The organism is Pseudomonas sp. B6001, assembly GCF_013386015.1.
Classification (GTDB): Bacteria; Pseudomonadota; Gammaproteobacteria; order Pseudomonadales; family Pseudomonadaceae; genus Aquipseudomonas.
In genome coordinates, this window is the sequence record NZ_JACAOX010000013.1 from 18,179 (window position 1) to 42,441 (window position 24,263).

Annotated in this window: 36 protein-coding genes; 34 read left to right on the top strand and 2 right to left on the bottom strand. The window is 56.5% G+C overall.

Features of this window, described 5'->3' with window-relative positions; genetic code table 11:
* The first annotated feature begins 27 nt into the window (after positions 1-27).
* From tuf to bfr, 31 genes are all read left to right on the top strand, one after another.
* Positions 28-1,221: an elongation factor Tu gene (gene tuf / locus HX821_RS14260; protein WP_003210085.1), complete on the top strand. Its 1,194-nt coding sequence runs from the start codon at positions 28-30 to the stop codon at positions 1,219-1,221.
* A gap of 141 nt (positions 1,222-1,362) precedes the next feature.
* Positions 1,363-1,674, top strand: a complete 312-nt coding sequence (gene rpsJ, locus HX821_RS14265; RefSeq protein ID WP_003210084.1) for a 30S ribosomal protein S10 — start codon at positions 1,363-1,365, stop codon at positions 1,672-1,674.
* Positions 1,675-1,755: 81 nt separating this feature from the next.
* The gene (rplC, locus tag HX821_RS14270) at positions 1,756-2,391 is read left to right on the top strand and encodes a 50S ribosomal protein L3 (RefSeq protein WP_003194649.1); all 636 of its coding nucleotides are present in this window, start codon (positions 1,756-1,758) and stop codon (positions 2,389-2,391) included.
* 12 nt (positions 2,392-2,403) lie between these two features.
* Positions 2,404-3,006, top strand: a complete 603-nt coding sequence (rplD, locus tag HX821_RS14275; RefSeq protein WP_003210082.1) for a 50S ribosomal protein L4 — start codon at positions 2,404-2,406, stop codon at positions 3,004-3,006.
* Positions 3,003-3,302: a 50S ribosomal protein L23 gene (rplW, locus tag HX821_RS14280; protein WP_002555488.1), complete on the top strand. Its 300-nt coding sequence runs from the start codon at positions 3,003-3,005 to the stop codon at positions 3,300-3,302. Before rplD ends, rplW begins: the two co-directional genes overlap by 4 nt.
* Before the next feature lie 14 nt (positions 3,303-3,316).
* Positions 3,317-4,141, top strand: coding sequence for a 50S ribosomal protein L2 (rplB, locus tag HX821_RS14285; protein ID WP_003210080.1), 825 nt, complete (start codon positions 3,317-3,319; stop codon positions 4,139-4,141).
* A gap of 16 nt (positions 4,142-4,157) precedes the next feature.
* Complete coding sequence (rpsS, locus tag HX821_RS14290; protein ID WP_002555486.1) at positions 4,158-4,433, top strand: 30S ribosomal protein S19; 276 nt, start codon at positions 4,158-4,160, stop codon at positions 4,431-4,433.
* Positions 4,434-4,446: 13 nt separating this feature from the next.
* On the top strand, positions 4,447-4,779 hold the full coding sequence (gene rplV, locus HX821_RS14295; protein WP_003210077.1) for a 50S ribosomal protein L22: 333 nt from the start codon (positions 4,447-4,449) through the stop codon (positions 4,777-4,779).
* A gap of 13 nt (positions 4,780-4,792) precedes the next feature.
* Complete coding sequence (gene rpsC / locus HX821_RS14300; protein WP_003176422.1) at positions 4,793-5,479, top strand: 30S ribosomal protein S3; 687 nt, start codon at positions 4,793-4,795, stop codon at positions 5,477-5,479.
* A 12-nt stretch (positions 5,480-5,491) separates the two neighbouring features.
* The gene (gene rplP, locus HX821_RS14305; protein ID WP_003210075.1) at positions 5,492-5,905 is read left to right on the top strand and encodes a 50S ribosomal protein L16; all 414 of its coding nucleotides are present in this window, start codon (positions 5,492-5,494) and stop codon (positions 5,903-5,905) included.
* The gene (rpmC, locus tag HX821_RS14310) at positions 5,905-6,096 is read left to right on the top strand and encodes a 50S ribosomal protein L29 (RefSeq protein ID WP_002555481.1); all 192 of its coding nucleotides are present in this window, start codon (positions 5,905-5,907) and stop codon (positions 6,094-6,096) included. The genes rplP and rpmC overlap by 1 nt, the downstream gene beginning before the upstream one ends.
* A 2-nt stretch (positions 6,097-6,098) precedes the next feature.
* On the top strand, positions 6,099-6,365 hold the full coding sequence (rpsQ, locus tag HX821_RS14315; protein ID WP_003176419.1) for a 30S ribosomal protein S17: 267 nt from the start codon (positions 6,099-6,101) through the stop codon (positions 6,363-6,365).
* Positions 6,366-6,388: 23 nt separating this feature from the next.
* Entirely contained in the window at positions 6,389-6,757 is a 369-nt protein-coding gene (rplN, locus tag HX821_RS14320) for a 50S ribosomal protein L14 (protein ID WP_002555479.1), read from the top strand.
* Between the two features lie 11 nt (positions 6,758-6,768).
* On the top strand, positions 6,769-7,083 hold the full coding sequence (rplX, locus tag HX821_RS14325) for a 50S ribosomal protein L24 (RefSeq protein ID WP_007896770.1): 315 nt from the start codon (positions 6,769-6,771) through the stop codon (positions 7,081-7,083).
* Positions 7,084-7,103: 20 nt separating this feature from the next.
* Positions 7,104-7,643 (top strand): 50S ribosomal protein L5, encoded by a 540-nt coding sequence (gene rplE, locus HX821_RS14330; RefSeq protein ID WP_003210069.1) that lies wholly within the window; start codon positions 7,104-7,106, stop codon positions 7,641-7,643.
* A gap of 13 nt (positions 7,644-7,656) precedes the next feature.
* Positions 7,657-7,962: a 30S ribosomal protein S14 gene (gene rpsN, locus HX821_RS14335; RefSeq protein WP_003176414.1), complete on the top strand. Its 306-nt coding sequence runs from the start codon at positions 7,657-7,659 to the stop codon at positions 7,960-7,962.
* Positions 7,963-8,170: 208 nt separating this feature from the next.
* Complete coding sequence (rpsH, locus tag HX821_RS14340) at positions 8,171-8,563, top strand: 30S ribosomal protein S8 (RefSeq protein WP_003186040.1); 393 nt, start codon at positions 8,171-8,173, stop codon at positions 8,561-8,563.
* Between the two features lie 12 nt (positions 8,564-8,575).
* Entirely contained in the window at positions 8,576-9,109 is a 534-nt protein-coding gene (gene rplF, locus HX821_RS14345; protein WP_003176412.1) for a 50S ribosomal protein L6, read from the top strand.
* Between the two features lie 10 nt (positions 9,110-9,119).
* Complete coding sequence (gene rplR, locus HX821_RS14350) at positions 9,120-9,470, top strand: 50S ribosomal protein L18 (protein ID WP_003186037.1); 351 nt, start codon at positions 9,120-9,122, stop codon at positions 9,468-9,470.
* A 3-nt stretch (positions 9,471-9,473) separates the two neighbouring features.
* Positions 9,474-9,974 (top strand): 30S ribosomal protein S5, encoded by a 501-nt coding sequence (gene rpsE / locus HX821_RS14355; protein ID WP_003186035.1) that lies wholly within the window; start codon positions 9,474-9,476, stop codon positions 9,972-9,974.
* A 2-nt stretch (positions 9,975-9,976) separates the two neighbouring features.
* Complete coding sequence (gene rpmD / locus HX821_RS14360; protein ID WP_003186033.1) at positions 9,977-10,153, top strand: 50S ribosomal protein L30; 177 nt, start codon at positions 9,977-9,979, stop codon at positions 10,151-10,153.
* A 4-nt stretch (positions 10,154-10,157) separates the two neighbouring features.
* Positions 10,158-10,595 carry a 50S ribosomal protein L15 gene (gene rplO / locus HX821_RS14365; protein WP_003210066.1) on the top strand — a complete coding sequence of 146 codons (438 nt, stop codon included), beginning with the start codon at positions 10,158-10,160 and terminating at the stop codon, positions 10,593-10,595.
* The gene (gene secY / locus HX821_RS14370) at positions 10,596-11,924 is read left to right on the top strand and encodes a preprotein translocase subunit SecY (protein ID WP_003210064.1); all 1,329 of its coding nucleotides are present in this window, start codon (positions 10,596-10,598) and stop codon (positions 11,922-11,924) included.
* Between the two features lie 27 nt (positions 11,925-11,951).
* Positions 11,952-12,068, top strand: a complete 117-nt coding sequence (gene rpmJ / locus HX821_RS14375; protein WP_002555468.1) for a 50S ribosomal protein L36 — start codon at positions 11,952-11,954, stop codon at positions 12,066-12,068.
* A gap of 129 nt (positions 12,069-12,197) precedes the next feature.
* A complete protein-coding gene (gene rpsM, locus HX821_RS14380) occupies positions 12,198-12,554 on the top strand; it encodes a 30S ribosomal protein S13 (RefSeq protein ID WP_003210063.1) in 357 nt (118 codons plus the stop codon).
* A 30-nt stretch (positions 12,555-12,584) separates the two neighbouring features.
* A complete protein-coding gene (gene rpsK, locus HX821_RS14385; protein WP_002555466.1) occupies positions 12,585-12,974 on the top strand; it encodes a 30S ribosomal protein S11 in 390 nt (129 codons plus the stop codon).
* Between the two features lie 18 nt (positions 12,975-12,992).
* Positions 12,993-13,613 (top strand): 30S ribosomal protein S4, encoded by a 621-nt coding sequence (gene rpsD, locus HX821_RS14390; protein WP_003210056.1) that lies wholly within the window; start codon positions 12,993-12,995, stop codon positions 13,611-13,613.
* Between the two features lie 22 nt (positions 13,614-13,635).
* Positions 13,636-14,637, top strand: coding sequence for a DNA-directed RNA polymerase subunit alpha (rpoA, locus tag HX821_RS14395; RefSeq protein ID WP_003176403.1), 1,002 nt, complete (start codon positions 13,636-13,638; stop codon positions 14,635-14,637).
* 41 nt (positions 14,638-14,678) lie between these two features.
* Positions 14,679-15,065, top strand: coding sequence for a 50S ribosomal protein L17 (rplQ, locus tag HX821_RS14400; RefSeq protein WP_003210053.1), 387 nt, complete (start codon positions 14,679-14,681; stop codon positions 15,063-15,065).
* 248 nt (positions 15,066-15,313) lie between these two features.
* On the top strand, positions 15,314-16,762 hold the full coding sequence (locus tag HX821_RS14405) for a catalase (RefSeq protein WP_177035935.1): 1,449 nt from the start codon (positions 15,314-15,316) through the stop codon (positions 16,760-16,762).
* Between the two features lie 155 nt (positions 16,763-16,917).
* Positions 16,918-17,382: a bacterioferritin gene (bfr, locus tag HX821_RS14410; protein WP_003210048.1), complete on the top strand. Its 465-nt coding sequence runs from the start codon at positions 16,918-16,920 to the stop codon at positions 17,380-17,382.
* A 68-nt stretch (positions 17,383-17,450) separates the two neighbouring features.
* Here bfr and uvrA read toward each other — a convergent pair whose 3' ends face one another.
* Positions 17,451-20,285, bottom strand: a complete 2,835-nt coding sequence (gene uvrA, locus HX821_RS14415; RefSeq protein WP_003210046.1) for an excinuclease ABC subunit UvrA — start codon at positions 20,283-20,285, stop codon at positions 17,451-17,453.
* Between the two features lie 178 nt (positions 20,286-20,463).
* On the opposite strand from uvrA, the gene HX821_RS14420 reads away from it, so the two are divergent.
* On the top strand, positions 20,464-21,858 hold the full coding sequence (locus HX821_RS14420) for an MFS transporter (protein WP_003210044.1): 1,395 nt from the start codon (positions 20,464-20,466) through the stop codon (positions 21,856-21,858).
* 9 nt (positions 21,859-21,867) lie between these two features.
* A complete protein-coding gene (locus tag HX821_RS14425) occupies positions 21,868-22,386 on the top strand; it encodes a single-stranded DNA-binding protein (protein WP_003210042.1) in 519 nt (172 codons plus the stop codon).
* A gap of 91 nt (positions 22,387-22,477) precedes the next feature.
* Here the strand turns inward: HX821_RS14425 and HX821_RS14430 are convergent, their stop codons facing one another.
* Complete coding sequence (locus tag HX821_RS14430; RefSeq protein WP_177035936.1) at positions 22,478-23,386, bottom strand: LysR family transcriptional regulator; 909 nt, start codon at positions 23,384-23,386, stop codon at positions 22,478-22,480.
* A gap of 103 nt (positions 23,387-23,489) precedes the next feature.
* Between HX821_RS14430 and tam the strand changes: the two genes are divergently transcribed.
* On the top strand, positions 23,490-24,251 hold the full coding sequence (tam, locus tag HX821_RS14435; protein WP_177035937.1) for a trans-aconitate 2-methyltransferase: 762 nt from the start codon (positions 23,490-23,492) through the stop codon (positions 24,249-24,251).
* Positions 24,252-24,263 lie beyond the last annotated feature (12 nt).

Below are 24,263 nucleotides of genomic sequence, written 5' to 3' on the forward strand. Positions count from 1 at the left end.
AGTCCTTTAGGCAAGGAGTTAATTGTCGTGGCTAAAGAAAAATTTGATCGTTCCCTACCGCACGTAAACGTTGGCACTATCGGCCACGTTGACCACGGTAAAACCACTCTGACCGCTGCTCTGACTCGCGTCTGCTCCGAAGTTTTCGGTTCGGCTCGTGTTGACTTCGACAAGATCGACAGCGCACCAGAAGAAAAAGCTCGTGGTATCACCATCAACACCGCGCACGTTGAATACAACTCGCTGATCCGTCACTACGCTCACGTTGACTGCCCAGGTCACGCTGACTATGTGAAGAACATGATCACCGGTGCTGCCCAGATGGACGGCGCGATCCTGGTTTGCTCGGCCGCTGATGGTCCGATGCCACAAACCCGTGAGCACATCCTGCTGTCCCGTCAGGTAGGCGTTCCGTACATCGTGGTTTTCCTGAACAAGGCTGACCTGGTAGACGACGCTGAGCTGCTGGAACTGGTTGAGATGGAAGTGCGCGATCTGCTGAGCACTTACGACTTCCCGGGCGACGACACTCCGATCATCATCGGTTCTGCTCGTATGGCTCTGGACGGTCTTGACGACAACGAAATGGGCACCACTGCCGTTCGTAAACTGGTTGAGACTCTGGACAGCTACATCCCAGATCCAGTTCGTGTTATCGACAAGCCGTTCCTGATGCCAATCGAAGACGTATTCTCGATCTCCGGTCGTGGTACTGTTGTGACTGGTCGTATCGAGCGCGGTATCGTTAAGGTTCAAGATCCACTGGAAATCGTTGGTCTGCGTGACACTACCGTCACCACCTGCACCGGTGTTGAAATGTTCCGTAAACTGCTCGACGAAGGTCGTGCAGGCGAGAACTGCGGCGTTCTGCTGCGTGGTACCAAGCGTGACGACGTTGAGCGTGGCCAGGTTCTGGTCAAGCCAGGTTCGGTTAAGCCGCACACTACCTTCGAAGCTGAAGTGTACGTGTTGAGCAAAGAAGAAGGCGGTCGTCACACTCCGTTCTTCAAAGGCTACCGTCCACAGTTCTACTTCCGGACCACTGACGTGACCGGTAACTGCGAACTGCCGGAAGGCGTTGAAATGGTAATGCCAGGCGACAACATCAAAATGGTTGTCACCCTGATCAAAACCATCGCAATGGAAGATGGTCTGCGTTTCGCTATCCGTGAAGGCGGTCGTACCGTCGGCGCTGGCGTCGTAGCCAAAATCATCGCTTAATAAGTGATGACTTGAAAAAGCCCCCGCTCAGCGGGGGCTTTTTTATTGAGTTGACACCCATATGGGGCGTCTATAGAATTGCGCCTCCTTTTAACGGGCGTGTTGCGCTCGCTGGGAATAGCAGCCGGAGTCTGAAATCCAATGGCAAATCAGCAAATTCGTATCAGGTTGAAGGCTTTTGACCACAAACTGATCGACCAATCCACCCAGGAAATCGTGGAAACCGCGAAACGTACTGGTGCTCAAGTGCGTGGTCCAATTCCACTGCCTACCCGTAAAGAGCGGTTCACCGTTCTGGTCTCCCCGCACGTCAACAAAGACGCGCGTGACCAGTACGAGATCCGTACTCATAAGCGCGTGCTGGACATCGTCCTGCCAACGGATAAAACCGTTGATGCACTTATGAAGCTTGATCTGGCGGCCGGTGTGGAAGTACAGATCAGCCTCGGCTAAGACTTGGGTCTTAGTCGTGTAACGCTCTGAAATGGGCGGCCATAGCGGGTGAAAGCCCCGTACACTCATGAGGTTTACAACATGACTATTGGTGTAGTCGGTCGTAAATGCGGTATGACCCGTATTTTCACCGAAGAAGGTGTCTCCATTCCGGTCACGGTCATTGAGATCGAACCGAATCGCGTCACCCAGTTTAAAACTGAAGAAACCGATGGCTATCGTGCAGTGCAAGTCACTGTCGGCGAGCGTCGTGCTTCGCGTGTGACTGCTGCTCAAGCAGGTCACTTCGCTAAAGCAAACGTTGCAGCTGGTCGTACTGTCATGGAGTTCCGTCTTGAAGACGGCGACTACCAGGCTGGCGATCTGATCAACGCTGAAATCTTCGCCGCTGGTCAACTGGTTGATGTAACCGGTCAGTCCAAGGGTAAAGGCTTCCAGGGTACGATCAAGCGTTGGAATTTCCGTGGCCAAGACAACACTCACGGTAACTCCGTTTCCCACCGCGTCCCGGGCTCTATTGGCCAGTGCCAGACTCCTGGTCGTGTATTCAAGGGCAAAAAAATGTCCGGTCATATGGGCGCTGAGCGCGTGACCGTGCAGTCCCTCGAAGTAGTGCGCGTCGACGCTGAACGCAATCTGTTGTTGGTCAAGGGTGCTGTTCCTGGCGCTACTGGCGGCAACCTGGTTGTACGTCCAGCGGCCAAGGCTCGCGGTTAAGGGGAAGCTGACATGCAATTAAACGTAAATGACGCTCAAGCGATCGAAGTTTCCGAACTGACATTTGGCGGCGAATTCAACGAGACGCTGGTTCACCAAGCAGTCGTGGCCTACATGGCCGGCGGCCGTCAAGGTAGCAAGCAGCAAAAGACCCGTTCCGACGTTCGTGGTGGCGGTAAGCGCCCTTGGCGTCAGAAAGGTACTGGCCGCGCTCGTGCCGGTACTATCCGTAGCCCAATCTGGCGTGGCGGCGGTACCACTTTCGCAGCACGTCCACAGGATCACACCCAGAAGCTCAACAAGAAGATGTATCGCGCAGCACTGCGCTCCATCCTTGCTGAACTCGTGCGTACTGATCGTCTGGTCGTGGTTCAGGACTTCGCTGTTGAAGCGCCGAAAACCAAAGATCTGCTGAACAAGCTGAACGGCATGGGCCTGACTGACGTCCTGATCGTGTCTGAAGCTGTTGATCAGAACCTGTACCTGGCTGCTCGCAACCTGCCACACGTTGATGTACGTGACGTGCAAGGTTCCGATCCAGTTAGTCTGATCGCATACGACAAGGTGTTGATCACCGTGTCGGCCGTGAAGAAATTCGAGGAGCTGCTGGGATGAACCAGGAACGCGTATTTAAAGTTCTGCTTGGCCCGCACGTTTCCGAAAAGGCTACGGTTCTGGCTGACAAGAAAGGCCAGTTCGTTTTCAAGGTTGCAACTGACGCAACCAAGCTGGAAATCAAGAAGGCCGTCGAAAGCCTGTTCAGCGTGAAAGTAGAGCGTGTTACTACCCTGAATGTTCTGGGTAAGAGCAAGCGCACTGCTCGCGGTCTGGGCAAGCGTAATGACTGGAAGAAGGCAGTTATCTCCCTTCAGCCAGGCCAAGATCTCGATTTCAGCAGCAGTGCTGAGTAAGGAAGGGGTGCATCATGGCAATCGTTAAATGCAAACCGACTTCCCCTGGCCGCCGTTTTGTGGTCAAGGTGGTCAACCAGGAGCTGCATAAAGGCGCTCCTCACGCACCGCTGCTCGAGAAGAAATCGAAGACTGGTGGTCGTAACAACAATGGTCGTATTACCACTCGTCACATCGGTGGTGGCCATAAGCAGCATTATCGTCTGGTCGACTTCCGTCGCAACGACAAAGATGGCATCGCTGCCACTGTCGAGCGTATCGAATACGATCCAAACCGTACTGCTCACATCGCTCTGCTGCTGTACGCAGATGGCGAGCGTCGCTACATCATCGCCCCTAAAGGCGTGAGTGCTGGTGACCAGCTGATCGCAGGTGCTTTGGCACCGATCAAGCCGGGCAACGCTCTGCAACTGCGCAACATTCCAGTTGGTAGCACCGTACACGGCATCGAATTGAAGCCGGGTAAAGGCGCGCAAATCGCTCGTTCCGCTGGTGCTTCGGCTCAGCTGATCGCTCGTGAAGGTGTCTACGTGACCCTGCGTCTGCGCTCTGGTGAAATGCGTAAAGTATTGGCTGAATGCCGTGCGACCCTGGGCGAAGTCTCGAACTCCGAGCACAGCCTGCGTTCGCTGGGTAAAGCTGGTGCCAAACGCTGGCGTGGCGTTCGCCCAACCGTTCGTGGTGTTGCCATGAACCCGGTTGACCACCCACACGGTGGTGGTGAAGGTCGTACCTCTGGTGGTCGTCATCCGGTATCGCCATGGGGCTTCCCGACTAAGGGCGCGAAGACTCGTGGTAATAAGCGTACCGACAAAATGATCGTCCGTCGTCGCAAGTAAATAGAGGGATACGACAGTGCCACGTTCTCTGAAAAAAGGTCCTTTTATTGATCTTCACCTACTGAAGAAGATCGAAGTGGCGGCGGAAAAGAACGATCGCAAACCGGTGAAAACCTGGTCGCGTCGTTCGATGATCCTGCCACAAATGGTCGGTCTGACCATTGCAGTGCATAACGGTCGTCAACATGTTCCAGTTCTCGTGAACGAAGACATGGTCGGCCACAAACTAGGCGAGTTTGCCGGTACCCGCACATATCGTGGGCACGTGGCAGACAAGAAAGCCAAGCGTTAAGGGGTAAGGAACGATGGAAGTAGCCGCTAAGTTGTCGGGCGCTCGAATCTCCGCCCAGAAAGCCCGCTTGGTCGCCGACCAGATCCGCGGGAAGAAGGTGGGCGAAGCGCTCAACCTGTTGGCTTTCAGCAGTAAGAAAGCCGCCGAGATCATCAAGAAAGTGCTGGAGTCGGCCGTAGCCAACGCCGAGCACAACGAAGGCGCAGACGTTGATGACCTGAAGGTCAGCACCGTTTTCGTCAACGAAGGGCGTTCGCTGAAGCGCATCATGCCTCGTGCCAAAGGCCGAGCTGATCGCATCGTCAAGCGGTCTTGCCATATCACTGTCAAGGTTGCTGACAAGTAACGGAGTCGAAGAGATGGGTCAGAAAGTACATCCCATTGGCATTCGCCTGGGAATCGTCAAGGAGCACACCTCCGTCTGGTACGCAGACGGTCGGACTTATGCGGACTACTTGTTCGCTGATCTGAAGGTGCGTGAGTATCTCCAAGACAAACTAAAAAGCGCGTCCGTGAGCCGTATCGATATCCATCGTCCTGCTCAAACTGCACGTATCACCATCCACACCGCTCGTCCAGGTATCGTTATCGGGAAGAAAGGTGAAGATGTTGAGAAACTGCGTCAGGACCTGACCAAGCAAATGGGTGTGCCTGTGCACATCAATATCGAAGAGATCCGCAAGCCGGAGCTCGACGGTATGCTGGTTGCGCAGAGCGTAGCTCAGCAGCTGGAGCGTCGCGTAATGTTCCGTCGCGCTATGAAGCGCGCAGTACAGAACGCCATGCGCATTGGTGCCAAAGGCATCAAAATCCAAGTGAGCGGTCGTCTCGGCGGTGCTGAAATCGCACGTACTGAATGGTATCGCGAAGGTCGTGTGCCACTGCACACCCTGCGTGCCGACATCGACTATGCCAACTACGAAGCTCACACCACCTACGGTGTGATCGGTGTAAAGGTTTGGATCTTCAAAGGCGAAGTAATTGGTGGTCGCCAAGAAGAACTGAAACCACAAGCACCAGCGCCTCGTAAAAAAGCTGCTAAGTAAGGGGTACGCCAAATGTTGCAACCAAAGCGTACGAAGTTCCGCAAGCAGATGACAGGCCACAACCGTGGTCTGGCTCAGCGCGGTAGCAAAGTCAGCTTCGGCGAATATGCGCTGAAGTCTGTAGCTCGTGGTCGTCTCACCGCTCGTCAGATCGAGTCAGCGCGTCGTGCACTGACCCGTCACGTTAAACGTGGCGGCAAGATCTGGATCCGTGTATTCCCGGACAAGCCTATCTCCAAAAAGCCCCTCGAAGTTCGGATGGGTAAAGGTAAGGGTAACGTGGAATATTGGGTTGCCCAGATTCAGCCAGGCAAAGTCCTGTATGAAATCGAGGGTGTTACTGAAGAGCTGGCGCGTGAGGCTTTCGCCCTGGCTGCTGCAAAGCTGCCGCTCGCCACCTCCTTTGTTAAACGGACGGTGATGTGATGAAAGCGAATGAACTTCGTGAAAAATCCGCACAGCAGCTGAACGAGCAACTGCTCGGCCTGCTGCGCGACCAGTTCAATCTGCGTATGCAGAAAGCAACTGGCCAGTTGGGGCAGTCTCATCTGCTCTCGCAAGTTAAGCGTGACATTGCTCGCGTGAAGACTGTGCTCAACCAGCAGGCAGGTAAGTGATCATGGCTGAAGCCGAAAAGACTGTCCGTACGCTGACTGGCCGTGTTGTCAGCGACAAGATGGACAAAACCATCACCGTTTTGATCGAGCGTCGCGTTAAGCACCCGATCTACGGTAAATACGTTAAGCGTTCGACTAAGCTGCACGCGCACGACGAAACCAACCAGTGCCACATCGGCGACAAAGTCACTATTCGTGAAACTCGTCCGTTGGCCAAGACCAAGTCTTGGGCCCTGGTTGATGTTCTCGAACGCGCTGTGGAAGTCTAAGGACTAGGGGTCGGAGAAATTATATGATTCAGACTCAATCCATGCTCGATGTGGCCGATAACAGCGGCGCACGCCGCGTTATGTGCATCAAGGTGCTGGGTGGCTCCCATCGTCGTTACGCTGGTATCGGTGACATCATCAAAGTTACCGTGAAGGAAGCAATTCCTCGCGGTAAAGTGAAAAAAGGCCAAGTGATGACTGCTGTTGTAGTCCGCACTCGTCACGGCGTACGCCGTGCAGATGGCTCCATTATCCGCTTTGATGGCAACGCTGCTGTTCTTCTGAACAACAAGCAAGAGCCGATCGGCACCCGTATCTTTGGGCCAGTGACCCGTGAACTTCGTACTGAGAAGTTCATGAAGATCGTCTCGCTCGCCCCAGAAGTGCTGTAAGGAGATCCGACATGCAAAAGATTCGTCGTGACGACGAGATCATCGTGATCGCCGGCAAAGACAAAGGTAAGCGCGGTAAGGTGCTGAAGGTTCTTGCTGATGACCGTCTGGTCGTTGGTGGTCTGAACCTGGTCAAGCGTCATACCAAGCCTAACCCGATGTCGGGCGTACAAGGCGGTATCGTCGAGAAAGAAGCGCCACTGCACGCTTCTAACGTCGCCATCTTCAACGGCGAAACCAACAAGGCTGACCGCGTTGGTTTCAAAGTAGAAGACGGTAAGAAAATTCGTGTCTTCAAGTCGACCCAAAAAGCGGTTGATGCTTGAACACTGCTAGGTAGAAGACCATGGCACGACTAAAAGAGATTTACCGGAAGGAAATCGCACCGAAACTTAAGGAAGAACTTAAGCTTTCGAACGTGATGGAAGTTCCGCGCGTTACCAAAATCACCCTGAACATGGGTCTGGGCGAAGCTATCGGCGACAAAAAAGTCATCGAGCACGCTGTTGCTGACCTGGAAAAGATCACCGGCCAAAAAGTCGTTGTGACCTACGCTCGTAAATCCATCGCTGGCTTTAAAGTCCGTGAAGGATGGCCGATCGGCGTCAAAGTGACTCTGCGCCGTGAGCGTATGTACGAATTCCTGGATCGTCTGCTGTCGATCTCCCTGCCTCGGGTCCGCGACTTCCGCGGCCTGAATGCCAAGTCCTTCGATGGTCGTGGTAACTACAGCATGGGCGTTAAAGAGCAGATCATCTTCCCGGAAATCGACTACGACAAGATCGATGCTCTCCGCGGTCTGGACATCACCCTGACCACCACTGCCAAGAACGATGATGAAGGCCGCGCTCTGCTGCGTGCGTTCAAATTCCCGTTCCGCAACTGATTGGAGTAGGACCATGGCCAAGATGAGCATGAAAAACCGCGAGCTGAAGCGTCAGCTCACGGTTGCCAAGTACGCCAAGAAGCGTGCAGCACTGAAAGCAATCATCGTTGATCTGAACGCAAGTCCAGAAGCGCGTTGGGAAGCTACAGTTGCTCTGCAGAAGCAGCCACGTGACGCAAGCGCTTCGCGCATGCGTAACCGCTGCCGCCTGACCGGTCGTCCACACGGCGTTTACCGCAAGTTCGGCCTCGGCCGTAACAAACTGCGTGAAGCGGCAATGCGTGGTGACGTACCAGGTCTGGTTAAAGCCAGCTGGTAAGTACGTTCGAAGTCTCGGTGGCCAGGATCGCAAGATACTGACCACCGGTGGCCTAGAATCTGGAACAAGCCCCTTTTGGGGCTTGTTTCATTTCCGGAGTGTGTCTAAAATACGCGGCTCGCCTGAGCCCGTGTGTTTTGTGCTCGGAGATTCTCGGCGACACGTAATGGCCGCAAGGCTAATTTTTTTGTATTAGGAGCGTCTAGCCATGAGTATGCAGGACCCGTTAGCGGACATGCTAACTCGTATCCGTAATGCCCAGATGGCTGAAAAGTCCGTCGTAAGCATGCCATCTTCCACGTTGAAGGTTGCTGTTGCCAAAGTCCTGAAAGACGAAGGCTACATTGCGGGTTATCAGATCAGCAGCGAAATCAAACCACTGCTGTCCATCGAGCTGAAGTACTTCGAAGGCCGTCCGGTCATCGAAGAAGTGAAGCGCGTTAGCCGTCCAGGCCTGCGTCAGTACAAGTCCGTTGATGATCTGCCAAAAGTTCGTGGCGGTCTCGGTGTGTCTATCGTCTCCACCAACAAAGGTGTGATGACGGATCGTGCTGCGCGCGCTGCCGGTGTCGGCGGCGAAGTTCTTTGCACTGTGTTCTAAGGGGGGATAAGCATGTCACGCGTCGCTAAGAACCCCGTTAAGCTGCCAGCCGGTGTCGAAGTAAAATTCGCAGGCCAACAGCTTTCGGTGAAGGGTGCCAAGGGCACTCTGGAACTGAACATCCATTCGTCCGTTGAGATCGTTGAAGAAGCTGGTGAGCTGCGTTTCGCTGCTCGCAATGGCGATCAACAAACTCGCGCAATGGCCGGTACCACTCGTGCGTTGGTAAACAACATGGTCCAAGGCGTAAGCCAAGGCTTCGAGCGCAAGCTCCAGCTGGTCGGTGTTGGTTACAAAGCGCAAGCAAAAGGCACGGTTCTGAACCTGGCCCTTGGCTTCTCGCACCCAGTGGATTACGAACTGCCGGAAGGCATCACCGCTGAGACCCCTAGCCAAACCGATATCCTGATCAAGGGTATTGATAAGCAGCTGGTAGGTCAGGTGGCCGCTGAGATCCGCGACTTCCGTCCACCAGAGCCGTACAAAGGCAAAGGTGTGCGCTACGCGGACGAAGTCGTCCGTCGTAAAGAAGCCAAGAAGAAGTAGGGCATAGCAAATGACCGACAAAAAAGTTACTCGACTGCGTCGCGCTCGCAAAGCACGCCTGAAAATGCACGAACTCGAAGTCGTGCGTCTCTGCGTGTTCCGCTCGTCGCAGCACATCTACGCCCAGGTCATCTCGGCCGACGGCAACAAAGTCCTGGCAAGCGCCTCGACTTTGGATAAAGAACTGCGTGATGGTGCCACTGGCAACATCGACGCGGCCACTAAGGTTGGCCAGCTGGTCGCTACGCGTGCTAAGGCCGCCGGCGTCTCGCAAGTGGCTTTCGACCGCTCTGGCTTCAAGTACCACGGCCGCGTGAAAGCGCTGGCTGATGCTGCTCGTGAAGCTGGGCTGGAGTTCTAAGTTATGTCAAATAACGACCAAAAGCGCGACGAAGGCTACATTGAGAAGCTGGTTCAAGTTAACCGCGTAGCCAAAACCGTTAAAGGCGGCCGTATCTTCACTTTCACCGCGTTGACCGTGGTAGGTGATGGTAAAGGGCGCGTTGGCTTCGGCCGTGGCAAGTCACGTGAAGTGCCTGCTGCGATCCAGAAGGCAATGGAAGCTGCTCGTCGCAACATGATCCAAGTTGATCTGAACGGCACCACTCTGCAGTACGCAATGAAGTCCGCTCACGGCGCTTCGAAGGTGTACATGCAGCCTGCCTCTGAAGGTACCGGTATCATCGCTGGCGGCGCTATGCGTGCTGTCCTCGAAGTTGCTGGCGTTCAGAACGTTCTGGCCAAGTGCTACGGCTCGACTAACCCGGTAAACGTGGTTCACGCCACTTTCAAGGGTTTGAAAGCAATGCAGTCTCCTGAATCCATTGCCGCCAAGCGTGGCAAAAGCGTCAAGGAGATCTTCTGATCATGGCTACCGTTAAAGTAACGCTGATCAAAAGCATGACCGGCCGCATCCCTAACCACAAATTGTGCGTTAAGGGTTTGGGTCTGCGTCGCATCGGTCACACTGTAGAAGTACTTGATACTCCCGAGAATCGCGGGATGATCAACAAGGCTTACTACATGCTGCGTGTCGAGGGTTAATTCGATGAAACTCAATGATCTGAGTCCAGCGCCGGGTTCCCGTCGCGAAAAGCATCGTCCGGGCCGTGGTATCGGTAGTGGTTTGGGCAAGACCGGTGGCCGTGGCCACAAAGGTCAGTCCTCCCGCTCCGGTGGCACCATCGCTCCAGGCTTTGAAGGCGGTCAACAGCCGCTGCATCGTCGCCTGCCGAAGTTCGGTTTCGTTTCCCTGAAAGCCATGGACCGCGCAGAAGTGCGTCTGTCCGAGCTGGCCAAAGTGGAAGGCGACATCGTTACCGTGCAGACCCTGAAAGATGCCAACGTGATCAACGTCAACGTACAGCGTGTGAAAATCATGCTGTCCGGTGAAGTGACTCGCGCTGTCACTATCGGCAAGGGAATCGGCGCCACCAAAGGTGCGCGTTCGGCTATCGAAGCAGCTGGCGGCAAGTTCGAGGAATAAATGGCTAAGCAAGGTGCTCTCTCAGCGCTCGGCAAAGGCGGTATGTCTGAACTTTGGGCTCGTCTGCGTTTTCTGTTCCTGGCGATTATCGTCTACCGAATAGGCGCACACATCCCGGTTCCAGGTATCAACCCGGACCGACTCGCAGACCTGTTTCGACAGAATGAGGGGACCATTCTTAGCTTGTTCAACATGTTTTCCGGCGGCGCGCTGGAACGGATGAGCATCTTTGCACTGGGGATCATGCCGTACATCTCGGCATCGATCATCATGCAACTGATGACCGCCGTCAGTCCGCAGTTGGAGCAGTTGAAGAAGGAAGGTGAAGCTGGCCGTCGCAAGATAAGCCAGTACACCCGCTACGGCACTGTCATCCTCGCCCTGGTTCAGGCTATCGGCATGTCCGTTGGCTTGGCCGGGCAGGGTGTTGCGTTCACTGGTGACTTTGGCTTCCATTTCGTCGCGGTATCCACATTTGTGGCTGGTGCGATGTTCATGATGTGGCTGGGTGAGCAGATTACTGAGCGTGGTGTTGGTAACGGTATCTCGATGTTGATTTTCGCAGGTATCGTTGCCGGTCTTCCGAGAGCGATTGGGCAGTCTTTCGAGTCTGCACGTCAGGGTGATATCAATATCTTCGCCCTGGTTGCCATCGGTTTGTTGGCAGTAGCGATTATCGGTTTTGTGGTGTTCATTGAGCGTGGCCAGCGTCGTATTGCTGTTCACTACGCCAAGCGTCAGCAGGGCCGCAAGGTCTTTGCCGCGCAGACCAGCCACCTGCCGCTGAAAGTGAACATGGCCGGGGTTATTCCTGCCATTTTCGCGAGCAGCATTTTGCTGTTTCCGGCTTCGTTGGGTGCCTGGTTCGGTCAGTCTGAAGGTATGGGCTGGTTGCAGGACATCTCGCAGTCGATCGCTCCTGGTCAGCCGTTGAATATTCTGCTGTTTAGTGCAGGGATTATTTTCTTCTGCTTCTTCTATACGGCGTTGATGTTCAATCCGAAAGACGTAGCGGAAAACCTGAAGAAGTCCGGTGCCTTTATTCCGGGTATTCGTCCAGGTGAGCAGTCTGCGCGCTACATTGATGGCGTTCTGACTCGCTTGACCATGTTCGGTGCTCTATATATGACGGCCGTCTGCCTGTTGCCCCAGTTCCTGGTGGTTGCAGCAAACGTTCCGTTCTACCTTGGCGGGACCTCGTTGCTGATCGTCGTCGTGGTTGTGATGGACTTCATGTCCCAAGTACAATCGCACCTCGTTTCGCACCAGTACGAATCCCTGATGAAGAAAGCCAACCTGAAGGGTTACGGCAGCGGCATGTTGCGCTGAGTACCCATAAGGTTCGAGGAGTTGGTGATGAAAGTTCGTGCATCGGTGAAAAAGCTGTGCCGTAACTGCAAGATTATTCGCCGCGAAGGTGTTGTTCGAGTAATTTGCAGCGCGGAACCGCGTCACAAACAGCGCCAAGGCTGAGTGTGATCCGCTTGAAGCCCGGCAGCTAGTGCGCTGCCGGGTTGATTATTTGTTATTACAGCGATATTATCTCGCGCCCTATTTCTTGGCTTCCGGGGCGTAGGTAGCTGTCAATTGGAGTCCCACTGAATGGCCCGTATTGCAGGCGTTAACATTCCAGATAACAAGCACACTGTTATCTCGCTGACCTACATCTATGGTGTTGGTCGCACTACTGCGCAGAAAATTTGCGCAGATACTGGGGTAAACCCAGCCGCAAAGATCAAGGATCTGAGCGACGAGCAGATTGAGCTGTTGCGTGGCGAAGTGGCGAAGTTCACCACTGAAGGTGACCTGCGTCGCGAAATCAACATGAAAATCAAGCGTTTGATGGACCTCGGTTGCTACCGTGGTCTGCGTCATCGTCGTGGTCTTCCAGTACGCGGTCAGCGTACCAAGACTAACGCGCGTACCCGTAAAGGTCCGCGTAAGCCGATCCGCAAGTAATCGCCCACGCGAATCGACAGGAAATTAATCATGGCAAAACCTGCTGCTCGTCCTCGTAAAAAAGTTAAAAAGACAGTGGTTGATGGCATCGCCCACATCCATGCATCTTTTAACAACACAATCGTGACCATCACCGACCGTCAAGGTAACGCGCTTTCTTGGGCTACCTCCGGTGGTTCGGGTTTCCGCGGTTCCCGCAAGTCCACCCCGTTTGCTGCTCAAGTAGCTGCTGAACGTGCTGGTCAAGCTGCGCTGGAATATGGCCTGAAAAACCTCGACGTCAACGTCAAAGGTCCAGGTCCAGGTCGTGAGTCTGCTGTCCGTGCATTGAACGGCTGTGGCTATAAGATCGCCAGCATCACCGACGTGACGCCAATCCCGCACAACGGGTGCCGTCCGCCGAAGAAGCGCCGCGTGTAATCCAGGAGATTGTAAAGAATGGCTCGTTACATTGGTCCAAAATGCAAACTCGCTCGTCGTGAAGGCACCGATCTCTTTCTGAAGAGCGGCGTGCGCGCGATCGAATCGAAGTGCAACATTGAAGCAGCACCTGGTATCCACGGCCAACGCCGCGGTCGCCAGTCCGACTACGGCACCCAACTGCGTGAAAAGCAGAAGGTCCGTCGTATCTACGGCGTTCTCGAGCGTCAGTTCAGCGGCTACTACAAAGAAGCTGCTGGCAAGAAAGGTGCAACCGGTGAAAACCTGCTGCAACTGCTCGAATGCCGTCTGGACAACGTTGTATACCGTATGGGCTTTGGTTCGACTCGTGCCGAATCCCGTCAGCTGGTATCGCACAAATCCGTCAGCGTAAACGGCCAAACCGTTAACGTCCCGTCGTACCAGGTTCGTGCTGGTGACGTGGTCGCGATTCGCGAGAAAGCAAAAAATCAACTTCGCATTGTCCAAGCTCTCGATCTGTGTGCCCAACGTGGCCGCGTAGAATGGGTAGAAGTAGACACTGAGAAGAAGTCGGGCGTTTTCAAGAACGTTCCTGCTCGCAGTGATCTGTCCGCCGACATCAACGAAAGCCTGATTGTCGAGCTCTACTCCAAGTAAGGGCTAGAAAATAGGTGCATCCATGCAGATTTCGGTAAATGAGTTCCTGACACCCCGTCACATTGATGTGCAGGTTGTCAGTCCAACCCGCGCCAAGATCACTCTCGAGCCTCTCGAGCGTGGTTTTGGCCACACCCTGGGCAACGCGCTGCGCCGCATCCTGTTGTCCTCAATGCCCGGCTGTGCAGTAGTCGAGGCCGAGATTGACGGTGTGCTCCACGAGTACAGCGCCATCGAAGGTGTACAGGAAGACGTAATTGAAATCCTGTTGAACCTTAAAGGTCTGGCTATCAAGCTGCACGGCCGTGACGAAGTTACGCTGACCTTGTCGAAGAAGGGTTCGGGGGTGGTTACCGCTGCCGATATTCAGCTGGATCATGATGTCGAGATCGTTAATCCCGATCACGTAATCGCTAACCTGGCGTCTAACGGCGCCCTGAACATGAAGCTCACCGTAGCTCGTGGTCGTGGTTATGAACCGGCCGACTCGCGTCAGAGCGATGAAGACGAAAGCCGCAGCATTGGTCGCTTGCAGCTCGACTCTTCGTTCAGCCCGGTTCGCCGTATCGCATACGTGGTGGAAAACGCCCGTGTCGAACAGCGTACTAACCTGGACAAGCTGGTTATTGATCTGGAAACCAACGGTACTCTGGATCCTGAAGAGGCTATCCGCCGCGCTGCAACCATTCTGCAACAGCAGTTGGCTGCGTTCGTCGACCTCAAGGGTGACAGCGAACCAGTGGTAATCGAGCAGGAAGACGAGATCGATCCGATCCTGCTTCGCCCGGTTGACGATCTGGAACTGACTGTACGTTCGGCTAACTGCCTTAAGGCGGAAAACATTTACTACATCGGTGATCTGATTCAGCGCACCGAAGTAGAACTGTTGAAGACTCCGAACCTGGGCAAGAAATCCTTGACTGAAATCAAGGACGTTCTGGCCTCCCGCGGTCTGTCCCTCGGCATGCGCCTCGACAACTGGCCGCCTGCAAGTCTTAAGAAGGACGACAAGGCGACTGCCTGATCGTCGTAATCACCGAACGTGAGTTTGGTAAGGAATGAACCATGCGTCATCGTAAAAGTGGTCGTCACCTGAGCCGTACCAGCTCGCACCGTAAGGCTATGTTCCAGAACATGGCGGTGTCGCTGTTCGAGCACGAGCTGATCAAAACTACACTGCCGAAAGCTAAAGAACTGCGTCGCGTTGCTGAGCCGCTGATTACTTTGGCCAAGACAGACAGCCTGGCTAACCGCCGTCTGGCTTTCGACCGTACTCGTTCGAAAGCTATCGTTGGTAAGCTCTTCAACGACCTGGGCAAGCGTTACGCTACCCGTGAGGGTGGCTACCTGCGCATCCTCAAGTGCGGTTTCCGCGCTGGTGACAACGCGCCTATGGCGTACGTTGAGCTGATCGATCGTCCAGTTGGCGGTGAAGCTGTATCCGCTGAGTAAGACGTCAGTCTGTAACGAAGAACCGGGCCTAGTGCCCGGTTTTTTGTGCGCGTTGGAAAACTGGAATTACCTCGAGCGGATACACGTTCATCCCGTGCAGCAACTTTTGATATCCGTTCGGATGTATCGTTAGTTAATTTCTATCGGTGGGTATGATTTAATAAATTTGATGGTGTCATCTTCCTGGTCAATAATCGCTCCAAGCCGATTAGCCGGCAGTTCCAAGACTGACCTGAGGAAGATTGAGCATGAGCCAGAATAAAACCCTTACTACCGCCAGCGGCGCACCTGTCGCGGATAACCAGAATTCCCGTTCCGCCGGCCCACGCGGCCCGCTGCTGCTCGACGACTTTCACCTGATCGAGAAGCTCGCTCACTTCAACCGTGAAAACATTCCTGAGCGTCGTGTACACGCCAAAGGCTCGGGCGCTTACGGTACCTTCACCGTCACTCAAGACATCACGCAGTACACCAGCGCCAAGCTCTTCGATTCTGTGGGCAAGCAAACTCCGACTTTCCTGCGCTTCTCCACGGTGGGTGGCGAGCGTGGTTCGGCTGATACTGAGCGCGACCCGCGTGGTTTCGCGTTGAAGTTCTACACCGAAGAAGGCAACTGGGACATCGTTGGTAACAACACCCCGGTGTTCTTCATCCGCGACCCGCTGAAGTTTCCCGACTTTATCCACACCCAAAAGCGCCTGCCGCAAAGCAACCTGAAAAGTGCACAGATGATGTGGGACTTCTGGTCGCACTCCCCTGAGGCGCTGCACCAGGTCACCATCCTGTTTTCGGACCGTGGTATCCCGGACGGCTACCGTCACATGCACGGCTTCGGCAGTCACACCTACAGCTTGATTAACGCCAAAGGCGAGCGTCACTGGGTGAAGTGGCACTACAAGACCAAGCAAGGTATCAAGAACCTGGCGCCGGCTGACGCTGCACGCCTGGCCGGTACCGACCCTGATTACGCTCAGCGCGATCTGTTCGGTGCTATTGAGCGTGGTGACTTCCCGAAATGGCGCGTGTGCATTCAGATCATGACTGAGGCCCAGGCCAACGCTCACTACGAAAACCCGTTCGACGTGACCAAGACCTGGTCGCAGAAAGAGTTCCCGCTGATCGAAGTGGGTGAGCTGGAACTGAACCGCAACCCGCTGAACTACTTCGCTGAAGTTGAACAGGCGGCTTTCGGTCCAAGCAACATGGTCCCGGGTGTTGGCCTGTCGCCAGACCGCATGCTGCAAGGGCGCGTGTTCGCTTACGCCGATGCCCATCGCTACCGCGTAGGTACCAATCACCAGCAACTGCCGGTAAATGCGCCACGCAGCCCAGTCAACAGCTACCAGCGTGATGGTTCGATGGCATTCGGCTCCAATGGTGGTGCGGCCCCCAATTACGAGCCAAACAGCTACGCCGATGCGCCGAAGCAGGCTCCTCAGTATGCCGAGCCAGCCTTGGCCCTGAGCGGTGCGGCTGATCGTTACGATCACCGCGAAGATACCGACTACTACAGCCATGCCGGTGCGCTGTTCCGCCTGATGAACGATGAGCAGAAAGCCCTGCTGATCAACAATATCGCCGGCGCAATGGCGGGTGTTTCCAGCGACGTGGTGCAGCGCCAGTTGCAGTACTTCTTCAAGGCCGACCCGGCTTATGGAGAAGGGATCGCATCTACACTGGGTGTATCGCTTAACTGACTCTAAACGATAAGCAGAACCGCCCTCATTTGGGCGGTTTTTGCGTTATTTAAGCTACTTTTCACCGGAAATCTTCACTTTTCTGCCGTTGGTCCCGTGACCTCCGGGTCATCATGGTTCAAACTACAGGCTTTCAAGCAGGGAGATGTAGGGCGATGCAAGGTCACCCCGACGTAATCGATTACCTCAACACGTTGCTGACGGGCGAACTGGCAGCTCGTGACCAATATTTCATTCACTCGCGGATGTACGAAGACTGGGGCTTTACCGAGCTCTACGAGCGTATCAACCATGAAATGGAAGAAGAGGCACAGCACGCCGACGCACTGATGCGCCGTATCCTGATGCTCGAAGGCACGCCCCGTATGCGTCCCGACGACCTGGATACCGGCACCACGGTGCCTGAGATGCTCGCCAGCGACTTGCGCCTTGAGTACAAGGTCCGTGCCGCGCTCTGCAAGGGCATTGAGCTCTGCGAGCAGCACAACGACTACGTCACGCGGGAAATCCTGCGGGTGCAGTTGAATGACACCGAAGAGGATCACACCTACTGGCTGGAAAAGCAGTTGGGCCTGATCAAGCTGATTGGCCTGGAGAATTACCTGCAATCGCAGTTCTGATTCCTCCAGCTACTAAAAAGCCCCTGTCACTTACACGGTGACAGGGGCTTTTTCGTGGGGCTGAACAATCAGTCCTTGTCGCGAGCCAGCAGAGGCTTGAGGTAGAAGCCGGTGTGAGACTGCTTCATCTCCGAGACTTGCTCCGGTGTGCCGACCGCAATGATCTGCCCACCTTTGGAACCGCCTTCCGGCCCCAGGTCCACCAGCCAGTCGGCGGTCTTGATCACATCCAGATTGTGCTCGATCACTACCACCGTATTGCCGTGGTCACGCAGGCGATGCAGCACGTCCAGCAATTGCTGAATATCCGCGAAGTGCAGGCCTGTGGTCGGCTCGTCGAGGATGTACAGCGTCTTGCCGGTATCACGCTTGGACAGCTCGCGAGACAGCTTGACCCGCTGGGCCTCGCCACCCGACAGCGTCGTCGCCGACTGACCCAGCTTGATGTACGACAGGCCAACATCCATCAGTGTCTGCAGCTTGCGCGCCAGGGCCGGTACCGCGTCGAAGAACACCCGCGCTTCCTCGATCGTCATCTCGAGGGTTTCGTGGATGCTCTTGCCCTTGTACTTGATTTCCAGGGTTTCGCGGTTGTAGCGCTTGCTCTTGCACACGTCGCACGGCACGTAGATGTCCGGCAGGAAGTGCATCTCCACCTTGATCAAGCCATCGCCCTGGCACGCTTCGCAGCGGCCGCCCTTGACGTTAAACGAGAACCGGCCAGGCCCGTAGCCACGGGAGCGCGATTCCGGCACGCCGGCGAACAGCTCGCGAATCGGCGTGAACAGCCCGGTGTAGGTCGCCGGGTTGGAGCGCGGTGTGCGGCCAATCGGGCTTTGGTCGATATCGACCACCTTGTCCAGGTGTTCCAGGCCCTTGATGCTGTCGTGAGCGGCGGCTTCCAGGGTGGTCGCGCCGTTCAGTGCAGTGGCACTCAACGGGAACAGCGTGTTGTTGATCAGCGTTGATTTGCCCGAACCGGATACACCGGTCACACAGGTCAGCAGGCCCAGCGGGATCTCCAGGTCGACATTGCGCAGGTTGTTGCCACGCGCGCCCTTGAGGTGCAGTGCCATCTTCTTGTTGCGCGGGGTGCGTTTGGCCGGCACGGCGATCTTCACGCGACCCGACAGGTACTTACCGGTCAGCGAGTCAGGATGCGCCATCACTTCAGCCGGCGTGCCCTCGGCGACAATATGCCCACCGTGAACACCCGCTCCCGGGCCGATATCGACCACATAATCGGCCAGGCGAATCGCGTCTTCATCGTGCTCGACCACGATCACCGTATTGCCGATGTCCCGCAGGTGCTTCAGCGTGCCCAGCAAGCGGTCGTTGTCCCGTTGATGCAATCCAATCGACGGTTCATCGAGGATGTACAACACGCCCACCAGGCCGGCACCGATCTGGCTGGCCAAGCGAATCCGCTGGGCTTCACCGCCGGAAAGCGTGTCGGCACTGCGGTCCAGCGACAGGTAGTCCAGGCCCACGTTGACCAGGAACTGCAGCCGTTCACGAATCTCCTTGAGGATCTTGTCGGCAATTTCCCCGCGGCGGCCCGTCAGTTTCAGCGTGCCGAAGTATTCGCAGGCATCGCCAATCGGCAGGTTGGTCACTGCCGGCAGGGTCTTCTCGCCAACCCACACATGCCGTGCCTCACGGCGCAGGCGTGTGCCACGGCAATCCGGGCAAGGCTGGGTGCTGAGGAACTTGGCCAGTTCCTCGCGCACGCTGGCGGACTCCGTCTCGCGGTAGCGCCGCTCCAGGTTCGGCACGATGCCTTCGAACGGGTGCGAGCGTTTGACGATATCGCCACGGTCGTTCAAATACTTGAAGTCGACGTTCTGTGAACCGCTGCCATGCAGGATGAATTTCTGCTGTTCGGCGGGCAGTTCGTTGAACGGCACTTCCAGGCTGAACTTGTAGTGCGAAGCCAACGACCCCAGCATCTGGAAGTAATAGACGTTACGCCTGTCCCAGCCACGTATCGCACCCTCCGCCAGTGTGAGGTCACCGTTGACCAGGCGCTTGATGTCGAAGAATTGCTTAACCCCCAGGCCATCACAGGTCGGGCAAGCGCCGGCCGGGTTGTTGAAGGAAAACAGCTTCGGTTCCAGCTCGCTGATGGCATGGCCGCAGATCGGGCAGGCGAAGCGCGCGGAGAAGATAATTTCTTCCCCGGGTTCGTCGTCCATCGGCGCCACCAGGGCGATACCGTCTGCCAGCTTCAGCGCGGTCTCGAAAGACTCCGCCAGGCGCTGCTGCAAATCGGCACGCACCTTGAAACGGTCGACGACCACATCAATCGAGTGCTTCTTCTGTTTATCCAGCTTCGGCGCTTCGTCCAGCTCGTAGAGCTTGCCGTTGATGCGGGCACGCACGAAACCCTGGGCACGCAGTTCTTCAAAGACCGAAAGGTGTTCACCCTTGCGCTCGCGAATCACCGGTGCCAGCAGCATCAGCTTGGCGCCCTCCGGCTGGGCCAGCACCAGGTCGACCATCTGGCTGACGGTCTGGGCTTCCAGGGGAATGTCGTGGTCCGGGCAGCGGGGAATACCCACGCGGGCATACAGCAGGCGCAGGTAGTCGTAGATCTCGGTGATGGTGCCCACGGTGGAACGCGGGTTGTGGGAGGTGGATTTCTGTTCGATGGAAATCGCAGGCGACAGGCCTTCAATGGTGTCGACGTCGGGCTTTTCCATCATCGACAGGAACTGGCGGGCATAGGCCGACAGGGATTCCACATAGCGGCGCTGGCCTTCGGCGTACAGCGTGTCAAACGCCAGGGACGACTTGCCGGACCCGGACAAGCCGGTGATGACGATCAGTTTGTCCCGTGGCAGGGTCAGGTCGATGTTCTTCAGGTTGTGGGTTCGAGCCCCACGAATCAGGATCTTGTCCAAGATGGCCTCGCACGGCGGGCGTAAATAATGCAGGAGTATACGGCTAAAGACTGGATGAATATACACTGTCAAAGTGCCGGGTGCAGCCTTACATGAAAGCTGCGCGGCAAAGCGCCGCATATACCCTCTCAATCGATGGGACTGGTAGAATCGCCGCCGGTTCACACGAGGTTTATCCATGCACGATCCCCACAGCGAACGCATGAGTGGCAGCGAGACCCGCGCAGCAAGCGGTCTGGCCCTGGTGTTCGCATTCCGTATGCTTGGCATGTTTATGGTGTTGCCGGTGCTGGCGACCTATGGAATGGATCTCGCAGGAGCGACCCCGGCCCTGATCGGCCTGGCGATTGGCGCCTATGGCCTGACCCAGGCGCTGTTTCAGATTCCGTTCGGCGTCATTTCCGACCGCATCGGCCGCCGGCCGGTGATCTACCTCGGCTTGATCGTCTTCGCCCTGGGCAGTGTGCTTGCGGCCAATGCCGACTCTATCTGGGGCGTGATCGCCGGACGCGTCCTGCAAGGCGCCGGCGCGATTTCCGCCGCCGTCATGGCACTGCTCTCCGACCTGACCCGCGAACAACACCGTACCAAGGCCATGGCGATGATCGGCATGACCATCGGTCTTTCGTTCGCCGTGGCGATGGTAGTCGGCCCGCTGCTGACCCGCGCGTTCGGCTTGCACGGTCTGTTCCTGGCCACCGGTGGCATGGCGCTGTTCGGCATCGTGATTGTCGCCTTCATGGTTCCGCATTCCACGGGGCCGTTGCAGCACCGTGAGTCGGGCGTCGCCAAGCAGGCATTGCTGCCGACACTCAAGCACCCGGACCTGTTGCGCCTGGATTTGGGTATCTTCGTATTACACGCAATGCTGATGTGCAGCTTCGTCGCCTTGCCCCTGGCCCTGGTACAAAAAGCCGGGCTGCCCAAGGAGCAGCACTGGTGGGTGTACCTGACCGCGCTGCTGATTTCGTTCTTCGCCATGATCCCGTTCATCATCTATGGCGAGAAGAAACGCAAAATGAAACGAGTTCTGCTGGGCGCCGTCGCGACATTGATGCTCACTGAGCTATTCTTCTGGCAGTTCGGCGACAGCCTGCGGGCGCTGGTGATCGGCACGGTGGTGTTCTTCACCGCGTTCAACCTGCTGGAGGCTTCACTGCCTTCGCTGATCAGTAAGGTTTCACCGGCCGGCGGCAAAGGCACGGCGATGGGCGTGTATTCCACCAGCCAGTTCCTCGGTTCTGCACTGGGCGGGATCATGGGTGGCTGGATGTTCCAGCATGGCGGTTTGTCGGTTGTGTTCCTGGGATGCGCAGGTCTGGCTGCCCTCTGGCTAGCCTTTGCTGTTACCATGCGCGAACCTCCCTATGTGACGAGCCTGCGCTTGCCGTTATCGCCCGAAGCGATCCGCGAAGCCGGTCTGGTCGAGCGCCTTAAGGCCGTTGTTGGGGTTACGGATGCTGTGGTTGTTACTGAAGAAGCCGCCATCTACATCAAATTGGACACCGAATTATTGGATCGCGCGACGCTCGAGCAACTGGTCAACCCAGTGCCGACAGCGCGCCCAGCCTAGGAGAACGTTATGGCCCGTGGGGTTAACAAAGTCATATTGGTCGGTACATGCGGCCAGGATCCCGAAGTTCGCTACTTGCCGAACGGTAACGCCGTGACCAACCTGAGTCTGGCGACCAGCGAGCAGTGGACCGACAAGCAAACCGGCCAGAAGGTCGAGAAAACCGAATGGCACCGTGTATCGATGTTCGGCAAGGTTGCAGAGATCGCCGGTGAATACCTGCGCAAAGGTTCGCAGGTCTACATCGAAGGCAAGCTGCAAACCCGCGAGTGGGAAAAAGACGGCATCAAGCGTTACACCACTGAAATCGTGGTCGACATGCAAGGCACCATGCAACTGCTGGGCGGCCGTCCACAGGGCGACCAACAGGGCCAGGGCGGCATGTCCAACTCGGCACCGCGTCCACAGCAGCAGTCCCGTCCGCAGCCAACCCAGCAGCCACAGCGTGAGTCGCGTCCAGCGCCACAGCAGGCCGCTCCTCAGCCGGCAGCCGACTTCGACAGCTTTGATGACGATATTCCGTTCTAAGGTCGCTTGAGACCCAGAACTGTCGCGTAACACCAGAAAACCCCCGGTGGCCTTGGCCCCGGGGGTTTTTCATTGCGGACACGGCAATCCGCTAAACGTCAGTAGAAGCGGCGCTCACCACCAACTCCCGAAACCTCTCCAATACCGACGACGTATCACCCACCCGCGTTGCCAAATGCAACGGCGCCACCAGGCTCCGGCACTCCGAAAGCTCGCGATAAACAATCCCGTCGCCCCGCAACCGTTGCATTGAGGCAGGCACAATCGAAACCCCAAGCCCCGCAGCCACCAGGCTCAACGTCGCCGTCATGCGCGGCGCCTCTTGCACAACTTGCGGGCTGAAACCCGCTTCGCGACACGCCACCAGAATCGCGTCATACAACCCAAGCCCCACCCGACGGCGATACAGCACAAACGCCTCGGTGGCCAATGCCGCCAATGCCAGCGGCGTCGACGGGTTGATAGCCAGTGGATGATCGGTAGGGAGCGCCAGCAACATTGGCTCTACCAGAATTGGCTGGTCCTGCAACGCCTGCGTCCCGCTCAGCGGCGAGCGAATGAACGCCGCGTCGAGCTTTTCGTGCAGCAACGCGTCCAGCAGTTCACCGGTACCGGCTTCTTCCAGTACCACTGAAACGCCGACAAAGGTTTCCCGAAACAGGCGCAGTACGCTGGGCACAAACGGATGCAAGGCGGCGGAGCTGGTGAAACCAATCGCCAGGCGTCCGCGTTCACCTCGGGCGGCGCGGCGCACAATGTCGGCCACACCATCGACGCTGGCCAAGATATGCCGCGCCTCTTCCAGCAAGGCCAGCCCCGCAGTGGTCGGGCGCACGCCTCGTGGCAGGCGCTCCATCAGCACCACACCCAACTCGGCTTCAAGACTTTGCAACAGGCGGGTCAGCGGCGGTTGCTGCATGCCCAGACGTTCTGCCGCGCGGGTGATATAGCCTTCTTCGGCAATCGCGACAAAGGCCCTGAGCTGCCTGAGTTCCAGCATAGGGATACTTTTCAGGTATGGGAGATGATCAATCGTGGCATTTGTTCTCATGGATCACAAGATTTAGGCTGTCCTCACTCCTCACAGAAGAAGGAATGCCGCAATGACCTGGTCAGCCAAGCAATACTCGATGTTCGAACAACAGCGCACTCGTCCCGTCCGGGATCTGGTAGCGGCCATCCCTGAGGGTGATGTGCGCACCGCCGTCGACCTGGGTTGCGGCCCGGGCAATTCGACTGAAGTCCTGGCTGATCGCTTTCCGCAGGCATTGGTCACCGGCATGGACAGCTCTGATGACATGCTGGTGGACGCCCGCAAGCGCCTGCCCGCGTTGAACTTCGAATTGGCGGATATCGGCGCCTGGAACCCCGTGCAGAAATTCGACGTCATCCTCGCCAATGCATCGCTGCAATGGCTGCCTGATCACGCCACGCTGTATCCGCATTTAGTCAATCAACTGACCTCCGGCGGCACCCTGGCGGTGCAGACGCCCGACAATCTTGACCAGCCGGCCCACAAGCTGGCGCGGGAAGTCGCGGCGGACGGCCCGTGGGCCGCAAAGATCGGCAGCGTCAAACACAATGAACGCCATACCGCGAGCTACTACTTTGAGTTGCTGAGCCAACACTGTTCCACCGTGGATGTATGGCGCACCACTTACCACCATCCGCTGGCAGGTTCCGCCGCGGTGGTGGAGTGGTTCAAGGGTTCGGCGTTGCGTCCATTCCTGGCGCCCCTGACCGAGTCAGAAAGGAACGCCTTCCTCGACGAGTACCTGGCGCGGATCACCAAGGCTTATCCAGCGCTGGCCGATGGCACTGTGTTGCTGCCGTTTCCGCGCCTGTTCATCATCGCTACCCGGTAAGCGCGGAGAAGG